The 12,154-nt window shown below is 39.7% G+C and carries 15 protein-coding genes; 3 read left to right on the forward strand and 12 right to left on the reverse strand.

The window, feature by feature from the left end; genetic code table 11:
• Positions 1–33: 33 nt before the first annotated feature.
• The 3 genes from rpmG to AC1DVK_RS25175 form a co-directional block, all read right to left on the reverse strand.
• Positions 34–183 (reverse strand): 50S ribosomal protein L33, encoded by a 150-nt coding sequence (gene rpmG, locus AC1DVK_RS25165; protein WP_028391797.1) that lies wholly within the window; start codon positions 181–183, stop codon positions 34–36.
• Between the two features lie 117 nt (positions 184–300).
• A complete protein-coding gene (locus AC1DVK_RS25170; protein WP_061464064.1) occupies positions 301–909 on the reverse strand; it encodes a hypothetical protein in 609 nt (202 codons plus the stop codon).
• A gap of 161 nt (positions 910–1,070) precedes the next feature.
• Positions 1,071–1,250: a hypothetical protein gene (locus AC1DVK_RS25175; protein WP_410860352.1), complete on the reverse strand. Its 180-nt coding sequence runs from the start codon at positions 1,248–1,250 to the stop codon at positions 1,071–1,073.
• 78 nt (positions 1,251–1,328) lie between these two features.
• Here AC1DVK_RS25175 and AC1DVK_RS25180 point away from each other — a divergent pair, with 78 nt between their 5' ends.
• Both AC1DVK_RS25180 and AC1DVK_RS25185 read left to right on the forward strand, forming a co-directional pair.
• Positions 1,329–1,718, forward strand: coding sequence for a hypothetical protein (locus AC1DVK_RS25180; protein WP_477627655.1), 390 nt, complete (start codon positions 1,329–1,331; stop codon positions 1,716–1,718).
• The gene (locus AC1DVK_RS25185; RefSeq protein ID WP_477627656.1) at positions 1,711–2,166 is read left to right on the forward strand and encodes a hypothetical protein; all 456 of its coding nucleotides are present in this window, start codon (positions 1,711–1,713) and stop codon (positions 2,164–2,166) included. The genes AC1DVK_RS25180 and AC1DVK_RS25185 overlap by 8 nt, the downstream gene beginning before the upstream one ends.
• A gap of 70 nt (positions 2,167–2,236) precedes the next feature.
• Here AC1DVK_RS25185 and phoU read toward each other — a convergent pair whose 3' ends face one another.
• The 9 genes from phoU to AC1DVK_RS25230 all read right to left on the reverse strand — a co-directional run bounded on the left by phoU (position 2,237) and on the right by AC1DVK_RS25230 (position 11,858).
• Complete coding sequence (gene phoU, locus AC1DVK_RS25190) at positions 2,237–2,890, reverse strand: phosphate signaling complex protein PhoU (protein WP_089361519.1); 654 nt, start codon at positions 2,888–2,890, stop codon at positions 2,237–2,239.
• A 20-nt stretch (positions 2,891–2,910) separates the two neighbouring features.
• Positions 2,911–3,738: a phosphate ABC transporter ATP-binding protein PstB gene (pstB, locus tag AC1DVK_RS25195; protein WP_061464069.1), complete on the reverse strand. Its 828-nt coding sequence runs from the start codon at positions 3,736–3,738 to the stop codon at positions 2,911–2,913.
• Between the two features lie 15 nt (positions 3,739–3,753).
• A complete protein-coding gene (pstA, locus tag AC1DVK_RS25200; RefSeq protein ID WP_089361520.1) occupies positions 3,754–4,632 on the reverse strand; it encodes a phosphate ABC transporter permease PstA in 879 nt (292 codons plus the stop codon).
• 3 nt (positions 4,633–4,635) lie between these two features.
• Positions 4,636–5,535, reverse strand: coding sequence for a phosphate ABC transporter permease subunit PstC (gene pstC, locus AC1DVK_RS25205; RefSeq protein ID WP_410860516.1), 900 nt, complete (start codon positions 5,533–5,535; stop codon positions 4,636–4,638).
• Between the two features lie 138 nt (positions 5,536–5,673).
• Positions 5,674–6,612 carry a PstS family phosphate ABC transporter substrate-binding protein gene (locus tag AC1DVK_RS25210; RefSeq protein ID WP_477627657.1) on the reverse strand — a complete coding sequence of 313 codons (939 nt, stop codon included), beginning with the start codon at positions 6,610–6,612 and terminating at the stop codon, positions 5,674–5,676.
• A 223-nt stretch (positions 6,613–6,835) separates the two neighbouring features.
• Complete coding sequence (locus AC1DVK_RS25215; RefSeq protein ID WP_477627658.1) at positions 6,836–9,004, reverse strand: peptidoglycan D,D-transpeptidase FtsI family protein; 2,169 nt, start codon at positions 9,002–9,004, stop codon at positions 6,836–6,838.
• Between the two features lie 191 nt (positions 9,005–9,195).
• On the reverse strand, positions 9,196–10,416 hold the full coding sequence (locus AC1DVK_RS25220; RefSeq protein ID WP_089361523.1) for an MFS transporter: 1,221 nt from the start codon (positions 10,414–10,416) through the stop codon (positions 9,196–9,198).
• A gap of 203 nt (positions 10,417–10,619) precedes the next feature.
• Positions 10,620–11,228: a superoxide dismutase SodA gene (sodA, locus tag AC1DVK_RS25225; protein WP_034308436.1), complete on the reverse strand. Its 609-nt coding sequence runs from the start codon at positions 11,226–11,228 to the stop codon at positions 10,620–10,622.
• A gap of 144 nt (positions 11,229–11,372) precedes the next feature.
• On the reverse strand, positions 11,373–11,858 hold the full coding sequence (locus AC1DVK_RS25230) for a DUF456 domain-containing protein (RefSeq protein ID WP_089361524.1): 486 nt from the start codon (positions 11,856–11,858) through the stop codon (positions 11,373–11,375).
• A 153-nt stretch (positions 11,859–12,011) separates the two neighbouring features.
• Between AC1DVK_RS25230 and AC1DVK_RS25235 the strand changes: the two genes are divergently transcribed.
• Positions 12,012–12,154, forward strand: a 143-nt coding sequence (locus AC1DVK_RS25235) for a DUF1189 family protein (RefSeq protein ID WP_477627659.1), incomplete at its 3' end; no start/stop codon positions are given.

Raw genomic sequence — 12,154 nt, forward strand, 5'->3', positions numbered from 1 at the left:
GCAAAAAAAAAACAACAGGAAAAATCCTGTTGCTTACTTTGTTTCACGGTGAGTCGTGCTGCGTTTTTCTCTTGAGCAGTATTTTTTAAGCTCAAGACGGTCTGGATTGTTACGTTTATTTTTTTTAGAAATATAGTTACGGTCTCCACATTCAGTGCAAGCTAATGTAATATTTACGCGCATTGTGTATTTCCCTCCAAACATATTGACTTTTTCACATAGGACTTTTCTATAATATCATTATTCAATGCGAATTGCTAGTATGTTTTTTGGGAAAACCAACATTAACTTTTTTTAATTTTAATTGTTCACGTTTTGCATCGTCAGAAGAAGCTGATTATTTATGACTTTCGCTTCTTCTTTCGTTTCAGCATGAATGACCCAAGCCACAGCTTCTATACATTCCTTAGGTAAGATTTCCGTCTCTAATGTAAACACGCTGGTAACTTCGCCTTTGGCAAGCGGTGAATAAGCCAGGAGCCCTTCTTTCAGTGATTTGAAGCATCCCTCTTGATAAAGGCTTCCCTTACCTTGGATGCAATATTGAGAGATGCTTTTCCCTTTCACCAATCCACCCAGTAAGGCAATCGATTGAGGTGCTACATGTAAAATCGCCCTTTCATTCGGGCTGTAAAAAGCCACCGCCTGTCTTTCGAAAGCGTTTTCATAGTGAAAAAACACTTTAGGACGCTTAGTCTCAAATGAAGTATTCCTAATCGTGAACTTCGAAAAGGTCACCTGACCCTGGGTATAAGTTTGCGAAAGTGTCCGGATCTCTCCATTAGGATGACTCATCATGTCTTCCTCAGGATACCAATCAAAACTCTCATCCATCCATAACCCAGCCTTTAATCCCTTACGATATAGATCCTGGTTATCCTGCGGCATATATGCGAATAGCGAATTCATATAATCATCCCTTCCCCTTTTTTATCCTTATATAACTTATCATTAGGCGCTGACAGTGAAACTTTCCACTTAGAATCTGCACACCATTTTCTTATCTTATAGGTTCGCTGATTTTTAACTATTCATAATATTTCGTCTTTTCTTTTTATTCTATCTTTATGTTAGCACTGAATTGGCTGATGGACAATAAACACTTTTTGTCGAATTTTATGTAAGTTATCTTTTAAAGGTTTTTTTCCCGTTTTCATGCCTGAATTTTTTTCTTCATCGATAGTCATGAGGCTTTTCGACAATAATTTGAAACCAAACAGACCATTAATGTAGTTTATTGCCATATCCAAGATATAAAAATCTCCAATTTTTTAAAAATATGTGTAAAATATAAGTATATGTCGAAAATTATCTTCTGGGGTGTAAACATGGAAATCCTTATAATCCTTCTTTTTTCATTAGCGATCATCATTCTTATCATTTCCTTTATCAGTAAAGATAAAGTTGCCAAATTAGAAGAAGATTTAGAACAGATGACGATAACCTATATGCAGGATATCTACCAATTAAAGAAGAAAGTGAAAATTCTTGAAGAGGAATTCATTATCCAGGATGACCCGATTCCTCCTTTAAAGACTAAATCACCTGTCACTTCCAATGATATCGAACCCATTCATGAAATTCTAAAAACCCAGGTTCTATCCTTATATAGCCAAGGTCTTTCTTTGGACCAAATCGCAAAACAATCCTCTTTAACAAAGGAACAAACCATCTCAGTGATCAAGCAACAAAGATTGCGGGTGAATAAAGATGAATAAAGCAAGACTGCAAGGCCTTTCCGCCGGTATCATCCTTACAACAACAATCTTTACAGGATTTTATTACGGTACCGGAATAATCGATGGTACCACTCCGACTACGGAGGAAGCTAAGGAATTGCTAGAGAATGAGGGATTTGTCGTTTCACTTCCTATCGAGGAAGCTAAAAGAACTGTCCATCAGTCAAAGGATGCGGATAAAGAAATAAAAGAGAAAGAAGCTTCAAAAAAAGATCACTCCATCGTCTCCTATACCATGGAAGTGAAAGMGAATATGACCACAAGCGAAATTGCCAATAGGCTTTCAAAGGAAAAGGTCATCGATGATGCTGCAGGATTTGAAGCTTATATGAATGAACATGATTTCGCAAAAAAAGTTCAAATCGGCGAGTTTGTGGTTACGAATAATATGACATATAGACAATTGGCCCACACTTTGACACATTAATGAATAAGAGAGACTTTTAAATGGACGATGTCCGAGAAAAAGCCTCTCTTTATTTCAATTAGGATTGGGTTCATTCATTCCTGCTGACATATCTCCCTCTTACTAGGAAATAAATATTCTCTGCGATATTCGTTGTATGATCAGCCGTTCTTTCTAAATATCGGGCAATTAAGGAAAGCTGTGTGATCTGCTGAATGTTTTTTTCATCTGAAAGCCGAAGGAGACCTCGAATCATCTCTCCATAAAAGCGATCGACCTCATCATCCATTTCAATGATTTCTCTTGAAAGTACAACATCTTCCTTCTCAAATGCTTCTATCGAAAGTTCAATCATCTTTAGGGTAATATCATGCATCTGCTTTAAAGGTGTTAAAGGCAGAATAAATGGCTGGTCACCGATTCGGATGGCCGATTTAGCGATATTGACCCCAAAGTCCGCCATCCGCTCAATATCTGAAGCTATTTTTATGGCAGCGATGATACGCCGTAAATCAATCGCAACTGGCTGTTGCTTAGCAATCAGTAAAATAGCAAAGTCATTAATTTCCTCTTCCAGCAAATCAGCTATTGTATCATCATCAATAACTTCAAGAGCCTCTTCAACATTCTTGTTTTCCAGTGCGGTAAATGATTTTGAAATGGCGCCGGAAGCTAAATTGGCCAGTTCCACGATTTTCCCTTGTAACTCTTTCAATTGAAGCTCGAAATTTTCACGAACGATCATTATCGCATCTCCCTTTCTCTTTAACCGAAGCGTCCGGTAATGTAATCTTCTGTTCTTTTATCATTCGGATTAGAGAAGATGGTATTGGTATCAGAGTATTCGATGACTTCTCCATTTAAAAAGAAGGCTGTTCTATCAGAGATACGTGCTGCCTGCTGCATGTTATGGGTAACGATTATGATGCTGAATTCCTTTTTCATTTCTTGGACCAATTCTTCTATTTTCAAAGTGGAAATCGGATCAAGAGCAGAAGTCGGTTCATCCATTAAAATGACATCCGGCTCGATTGCCAAACATCTGGCGATACAAAGTCGCTGTTGCTGTCCACCTGAAAGTCCATATGCATTTTCATGAAGGCGGTCTTTCACTTCATTCCAAATCGCTGCACCTTTTAAACTTTTTTCAACGATTTCATCAAGGATTTTTTTATTTTTGATACCATGGATCCTTGGTCCGTATACAACATTTTCATAAATTGATTTAGGAAAGGGATTAGGCTTTTGAAAGACCATCCCCACCTGTGTCCTTAAATCTTCCACCTTATAGGACTGATCGAGGATATTCCTGTTCCTATATTTAATCTGACCTGTCGTTTTAACATCAGGAACCAGTTCAATCATTCGGTTCAATGTTTTGATGTAGGTGGATTTCCCACATCCTGAAGGCCCGATGATGGCAGTCACTTCATTTTGATGCATATCAAGATTAATATTTTTCAAAGCATGGTTTTCACCGTACCATAAATTGAGATTGGACGTTTCATACACCTTTTCCGTCAAGACACCGGACTCGACATTTTCGATCCCGATTGCCGGTGACTTTTTTTCTCTCGTTAAGGTCATATTCATGCTTCCTTCCTCCCATCAATATCTTTTCTGGAATTTATTCCTAATTAAAACCGCTATTGAATTCATGAAAATTAACAGGAAGAGCAAAACGATGATTCCCGCTGCAGCAACCTGCTGGAATTCCTCCTGTGGACGAGATGTCCAATTATAGATTTGCATTGGCAGCACTGTAAATGTATCCATGACCGTTTGAGGCAAAAAGGCGATGAACATCGGTATGCCAACCACCACCAATGGCGCCGTTTCACCGATTGCCCGCGACAAGGCAAGTATTCCACCAGTTAAAATGCCAGGTATAGCAGCCGGGAGGACCACTTTCAATATTGTCTGCCACTTTGTTGCACCCATTCCAAATGAAGCTTCCCTTAAATCACGAGGTACGGCACGTATGGCCTCTTGGGCAGCTACTATGATGACCGGGAGAACGAGAAGACTCATGGTCAAGCCTGCTGCCAATATGGACCGGTCCAAGGCTAGCGCCCGGACGAAAACCGTTAAGCCCAGCAGTCCAAATACAATTGACGGGACACCTGCCAGATTGGAAATATTCACTTTGATAAAAGTGGTGATCCAATTCTTTCTCGCATATTCCTCTAAATAAATCGCCGTTCCGACACCAAGCAGCAGGGAAACTGGAGCCACGACTACCATCAACCATATTGAACCGATTAGAGCTGCTTTTATACCAGCGTCCTCTGGTCTCCTGGAAGCGAAATTCTGAAGGAAATCCCCATTCAGATGACCAATTCCTTGAGTGAATATCCGATAAAATAAGATGGCCAATACAATGAGGCCAACCAATGTTGCCAAGAAGAATAATCCTTTACAAATCGTGTTAACAGCCAGCCTAACGGGCATTTTTTTTGCAACATGACTTTTGTTTATCAGTTTCATGTCTTAATATTCCTCCCTGAACTTGCGAGAGATGAACTGCGCCAGTAAATTCATGACAAGCGTAAAGACGAACAGTGTCATTCCAACCGCATATATGCTGTAGTAAATCGTTGTCCCATACCCTGCATCCCCCGAACTGACCTGTACGATATAGGCGGTCATCGTTTGGATCGATGAAGTGACATCCATGCTCATATTTGGAGTCGAGCCACCTGCAACACTCACAATCATGGTCTCCCCGATCGCTCTGGATAGAGCAAGAACGATGGATGCCACAATTCCTGAAATGGCTGCTGGCAATACCACTTTAATTGTCGTTTCAAGTTTCGTTGCCCCTAAAGCATATGCACCTTCGCGAATCGACTTCGGCACTGATACAAGGGCATCTTCCGACAAAGAGGCTATCATCGGCATGATCATGATCCCTACAACGATCCCAGGACTTAAGGCATTGAACATATCAAGGGAAGGAAATAAATCCCGCAAAACCGGTGTTACAAAAGTTAAGGCAAAGAAGCCGTAAACGATAGTAGGAATCCCAGCTAAAACTTCTAAAATCGGTTTGATGATTCTCCGCGTATTCTCTGATGCATATTCACTCAAGAAAATGGCTGTTGCAAGCCCTATTGGAACTGCAACCACCGCTGCTATCACTGTTATCTTCAATGTTCCAACGACAAGGGGCATAATCCCATACGAAGGGGTGGATGCAAATGGCAGCCATTTAGCCTCTGTAAAAAATTCGACGATGGAAACTTTGTCAAAGAAGATGAATGTTTCAAATATAAGCGTCAGGATAATCCCGATTGTAGTAAAAACAGAAATTGCCGCAGTAAAGAACAATAGTTTAGGTATGATTTTTTCTATATTTATTTTTTTCTTCCTTTTCTTTTCCAGGATCATTTGCTGTACAGAATAGCTTTCTGTTTTTCTCAGTTCCAACTTGCATCCTCCATTTCAGACACGCAATATTTGGATTTACAAGCTGTTACCCCCGCCTTAAACGAGTCAAGACGGGATTTCAGTAGCCTGTAATATCGATTATTTTTCAAGTTCTTTCAATTTATCAAGATCTTTCTTGTACTCTTCTTCCGGTAGGCTGATATAACCCACTTCTTCAGCAAGATCTCCAGCATTTTCAATGACGAATTGAGTATAATCTGCCACTTGTTCTTTTTCAGCTACCGACTTATTAGCTACATATGTGTATAGCGGACGTGACAATGGGGCATACTCCCCACTTTTAATTGTTTCATGTGTTGGCTCAACAGCACCTTTGCCGTTGTCGATGGAAACGATCTTTAACTTATCTTTATTTTCTGCATAGTAGGCATAACCGAAGAACCCAATCGCATTTTTATCACCTTCTACACCCTGTACAAGAACATTATCATCTTCTGAAAGCGTAGCATTTTCCACCATTGGTTTTTCGTTAAGGATCACTTCATTGAAATAATCATATGTGCCTGAATCTGTTCCCGGAGAGTAGAATTTTATTTCTTCATTCGGCCATTCGGGACGTATATCAGACCATTTCTTCACCTTGCCATTATCAACCCACAGTTTTTGGAGTTCTTCAACTGTTAGTGAATCGATGAAATCATTATCTTTATTGGCGACGATTGAAATCCCGTCAAATGCCAATTTCAACTCTGTATATTTAACTCCCTTTTCATCAAGCATCGTACTTTCTTCTTCCTTGACAGGTCGGGATGCATTGCTTAAATCCGTCTCACCAGCGATGAATTTCTTAAATCCTCCGCCTGTTCCTGATGATCCAACTGATACTTTTACATCAGGTTGTGTAGCCATATATTCTTCTGCAACTGCCTCCATGATTGGAAAGACCGTTGAGGAACCATCCGTTATCACTTCTCCCTGCAGTTTGCCTGATCCTTTTCCTTCACTGCTGCTTGTCTTAGTATCATCGGATCCACAACCCGCCGCAACTGCAATTACTCCACCCATCATTACGGTCATTGCCATACCCTTGAAACGTCTCAYTTGTAAATCCCCCTAAGAATTTTATATGAATATTTTGTCCTACAAACACATCATACTTTTATACTGTGAACCCCATTTGAAGCAAATGTAAATATTCAGTAAATTATTGTGTACGAATTGTAAAGATGCCAAAACTGGATTCATCGCGACCTAAAAAAACACGTTTTCGGTTTTACCCAAAAACGTGTTTTTAGCCTTTTTATTCATTTTCCTGGCTTTTTCTAACTTCAGCCTGGTCTTTTTGAACGTCTTTACCATTCTCCACTTTCAAATCAGTCGAGGTTTCAGTATTTTCCTTTTTAGCCCGTTCTTTTTTCAGTTTGAAATAAGTATCCATGATTTCTTCACCTATTTCTTTGCTCATACTGTGGCCCGTATGTCCTTGATATGCCCACGGAACAACGACAGCAAAAGCAACCTCCGGATTTTTAGCAGGTGCATAACCGACGAGTGTGATATTCATCGTATCTTGAGGCTCGCTATAATCCGTTCGGTTCGGACCATCATAGAACGCTTGCGCCGTTCCAGTTTTAGCCGCTACCGTATATGGTTTCTTACCAAAATACGTATAGGCTGTTCCGCCTTGTTCCATCGTTACTTTCTCGAAACCGCTCTGCACACGCTTTATCCAATCTTCCTTCATATCCAGACGATTCATGACTGTCGGTGAAATGTCTTCATCGACAGGACCCAATTCTTCGTTATCATCAACCGGTTCGCGAATTTCCTTAACCATATGCGGCTTCATGCGATTTCCACCATTCGCAATGGTTGAAACATATTGCACAAGCTGCATTGGTGTGTACGTATCATACTGTCCGATTGCAAGGTCAAGCAGCTTACCAGGAGATGTTTCGGAACCTTTGAATCCGCTCATTTCATTCGGCAAATCAATCCCAGTGCGTGTACCCAAGCCAAACTGGGCAAATGAATTCCGTATGGTTGAAAAGGCGCTTGAACTAATATTCAATGGCTCATTCGGAACATAATGTGCACCGGCAATATTAATCGCCGTTCTGAACATATAAACGTTCGAGGATACCTTTAAGGCAGTCAAATCATTAATGTTCCCGAAGTTACTATATGATCCTTTTGCTTTTGTTCCCTTGATCTTAAGTTTTGTATCATAAAAGTATGTACCTGGCTGGATCGCACCTTGCTGATAACCAGTTAAAACGGTAGCACCTTTTACGGAAGAACCCATCGTATAGGAAGTCGTGATATTTCCTAATGCAAAGTCCTCTATGGAAGATCTCCCTGTTTTCGGATCCTTCTCATATTTCTTACCAGCCATCGTTAAAACTTCTCCTGTATTGGGATCCATCATGACGACAAAGGCCCTATCCAAGAATTTGGTGTTACCCATTTTCTTCTTCGCAATCAATTGCTTTTCAATGATTTTCTCTGTTGCTAGCTGTAAATCCATATCGATTGTCAATATAAGATCTTTTCCGCGCTGGCCTTCAGTAATCACTTCTGAATCGACTATATTTCCTGATTTATCGGTCACATTCCTTACTTTTGCTTTCTGCCCTTGGAGGATATCTTCATATTGCTGCTCGATATAGCTCTTTCCTACACGGTCATTCCGGCTGTAATCACGTGCCAGGTAATAGTCCAGACTTTCACTAGGCAATCCTTCTTCAGACGAAGAAACTTTACCCAATACAGATTTAAGGGTTTTATTATACGTATAAAAACGATCCCAATCCGTTGATATATCGACCCCAGGAAGCGAATCAAGGTTTTCGCTCACTCTGGCGAATTCTTCCTTCGTCACTTTTTTGTTTTTCACAATCTGTGGAGTAAGCGCATATCCGCTAGCAAATTCCCTGTATATGGCAAGGGTTTCCATATCCTTTTTCGAAAGCTTTGCTTCATCCTCCGTAATCCTTTTGAGCTGAAGCTTATACAAATCACTCTCTTCCAGCTCGCCCTGTTCGACCTTTTTTCTCTCTTTATCAGTAATTTTTTTGGCGGCCAACTTTGGATGATTTAAAATCCAAAAATCCTTTTTATCACGCTCAGTTACTTTATTCGTATCTTTTTCGATCAACTTCGCGAGTTTCTCAGCCGTTTCCACCATTTCTGTTTGTTTCGTACCTTGCTTTCGTGTATATGTAATTGCATCCAGTGGTTGGTTGTCGACCATCAGTTTTAAATTTCGGTCATACATTTTTCCACGGGGCACCGAATTATTCACGGTCACTTCCTCTGTTTTTTCAATCTCACGCCGGTAATCATCACCATAAACAATTTGTACAACACCCAAGCGTAAAATGAGAGCGGAAAACAAAACAAACACTAAAAAGAAAAGAATATTCAATCTGAAAGGCACATGCGTCTTTTTCTTTTTCTTTTTATTCACACTAAGCCACACATCCTTTTTACATAGTCATAATAGTCCTTTACTATTCTATAGAACATTTATATTTTTTTCTACCTTAGTGTTCTAGAAATATTAAACATCTAATGAACATTACACAAAAAGTGACTTACGGCTCATAATATCTAAACCGTAAGTCATGGATATTGAAAAGAGGCCTTTATGGCCTCTTTTCAATCTTGGTCAATGATATCGATTTTTCGTACAAACCAATATATGGCCGTATGCCCTGCCCCGACGATTAACAGATAAATCGGAAGCATTTGCTTTAGGTCGAAAAACATGACCGAAAGAATGAATCCTGATATGGATACTATCCTTCCAAAATGTACGAACAGCTCCCGGACTACGATATATTCAATCCTCATTTCCGCTGCTTTCCAAGCGCGGCCTATAATGTCATAAGTCAATGATATATATGGGACCAAAAGAATAGGATAAGCGGTAGCAACAATCGCCCCATAAATGAGAAGCTTTCCGAATGTGATATCAATTGCAATCAATAAGACTCCTGCATACAACAGGATTCCTCCAATAAGAATCGCTTTCTTTCGCATCGGCTGTTTTATATATCGAGAAGCAAAAAAATACGCAACGAATGATATGGCTGAATTTAACAGACCATAGCTCCCTAAGGCAAGTTCACTACCCGTCTGAATGAAAACGGTGATTGAAATGATGAACATGAATGTGCCCTCTCGTATCCCTTGAAAAAAATGTGCACGAGTGATCAAGAGCCAATTACGATTTTTTTTACGTTCTTGCAATATCCGACGAAAAAAATATTTCCCATGGGCTGGACGTCTTTTCAACGAAAAACTAAGAAATACCGCAACGGAAAACAATAACAAAGACAAGCCGAATACAATGGAATATCCCGTGAATTTTTCAAGCCTTGAAATGATGAACCCTGAAAGAATAGGACCCACCATCCCCCCAAGGGATGATAAAATCCCTAAAAAACCATTGAAGAAATCTCTAGTTTCCGGTTCAGTAATTTCAAACGTCAATACATTATACGCTAGCCAATAAAACCCATAGCCCATTCCTAACAGTGCACCGAGCAGCCAAAGAAAATCCGTTGCCCGTGTGCCGACCAAAAGGACAGTTAAATAAAATAGGGCCAAAAAGATTACACCTAGACGCAAAACAATGATTCGATCGACTTTTTTCGCCAGCCTGCCAGCAAAGACAAAGGTAAGCGGTTGAAAAAGCACCACGGTTAGATTATATACGGCAATATCAACAATTTGACCGGATTGTTTCCACAAGTACACATTAACGAATGTATTGGATAAAGCAATGCTAAGGCTGTACAGACCGCCAATAAACAAAAGGAGGTGCAGATCCTTCTTCCCCCCCGTTTCACCCAACCATCTCTCTAAAATACCCATTGTTTTAACTCTCCTTTAAATTCCACTCTAGTGTTTGAAAAAACAAGGGTATTTATGTAAAAAAAGTAAAGAAAACTCTTCGGCCGGCGAAGACAGAGAAGTAGTTGCATTTACACTGGTTACCTTATAGATACTGCCATCTATATATAAACAAAAAAAAGACAGGATTTCCTGTAAAGGAGTTCCTGTCTTTTTCTTACTAATTATTTTGCAGCGCTGTAACGTTTTGCAACTTCATCCCAGTTTACAACATTCCAGAAAGAATTGATGTATTCAGGACGACGGTTTTGATAGTTTAGGTAGTAAGCATGTTCCCAAACGTCCAATCCAAGAAGTGGAGTTTTACCTTCTGATAATGGATTGTCTTGGTTTGGTGTACTTGTTACTTCCAATTCGCCGTTGTTGACAGCAAGCCAAGCCCAGCCAGATCCAAAACGAGTAGTAGCCGCTTTAGCGAACTCTTCTTTAAAGCTGTCAAAGCTTCCGAATTTAGAAGTGATAGCATCTGCTAATTCACCAGTTGGTTGTCCGCCGCCGTTAGGTGAAAGGATTTCCCAGAATAATGTGTGGTTAGCATGTCCGCCACCATTGTTGCGTACAGCTGTACGTACAGCTTCAGGTACTGCGTCAAGGTTAGCGACAATTTCTTCAACGCTTTTGCTTAGAAGTTCTTGGTTGCCTTCTAGGGCATTGTTCAGGTTCGTCACATATGTGTTGTGATGTTTAGTGTGGTGAATGTTCATTGTTTCTTTGTCGATGTGTGGTTCTAATGCATCATATGCATACGGTAATTGTGGAAGTTCAAAAGCCATTATAAAATTCCTCCCTATGTAAGCTGTTTTTTTTGAGGGCTTCAGTTCTGAAAAGATACCTGAAGCTCGCTAGCAATAGCGTATCAAATTTTTGTAACCGTTTCAAACCTTATGCCTCAATTTTTCATTTTTCGATTTTATTTCCTATGAGAATACCACGTATATAAAATATCCTATCATCAGAAGTTGAATGATGCCTTTGGTGATTACGCTGCTTATAAAACCTACAACGGAACCAAGGCCGATTTTAGAAGCAGTAACCAGGTCTTTTTTATGGACTAGGATTTCCGCCAAGAATGCCCCGATAAATGGGCCTATTAGAATTCCGACGAACGGAATCACGAATGGTCCGACCAGAAGCCCAATCGTACTGCCCCAAACCCCCGCTTTCGTGCCGCCATATTTTTTGACTCCAACCATGTTTGCTATATAATCAGCTGCGAATAAAAGGATGACGAATAAAATTTGGACAGTCCAGAAAAACCAGCCAAATGGTTCAAAGGAATAAAATAGTCCATATAACAATATTCCGCCGAATATGAATAAAACACTTGGGATGATCGGAAAAATCAGACCGACAAAGCCCATTATGAACATGAGGATAATTATTATCCAAAATAGTGTATCCATAACTAAAAACGCCCTTTCTCATTTCATTTATTATTTTTGCCTCTATCACTCCATAATTGCCTCTTTATTAATGGTTGAAACCATTGAAGCAGAAAACAGGTTGTTTTATTTTTCCCAAATAGTTAAAATTGGTTAGGAATCTTATATAGTTAGGTGCTGAAAACATTGAACATATTCAAACAACTATGGGTAAGCATATATTCTCCTAAAGATATCGCTTCCTTTCAAAGCCAAGGTATCGGGAAAACGATATTATTCGTATTCTTTATAAGTCTCATTGCCTTTCTCCCTTCAGC

The organism is Peribacillus sp. P4_B1, from assembly GCF_056402395.1.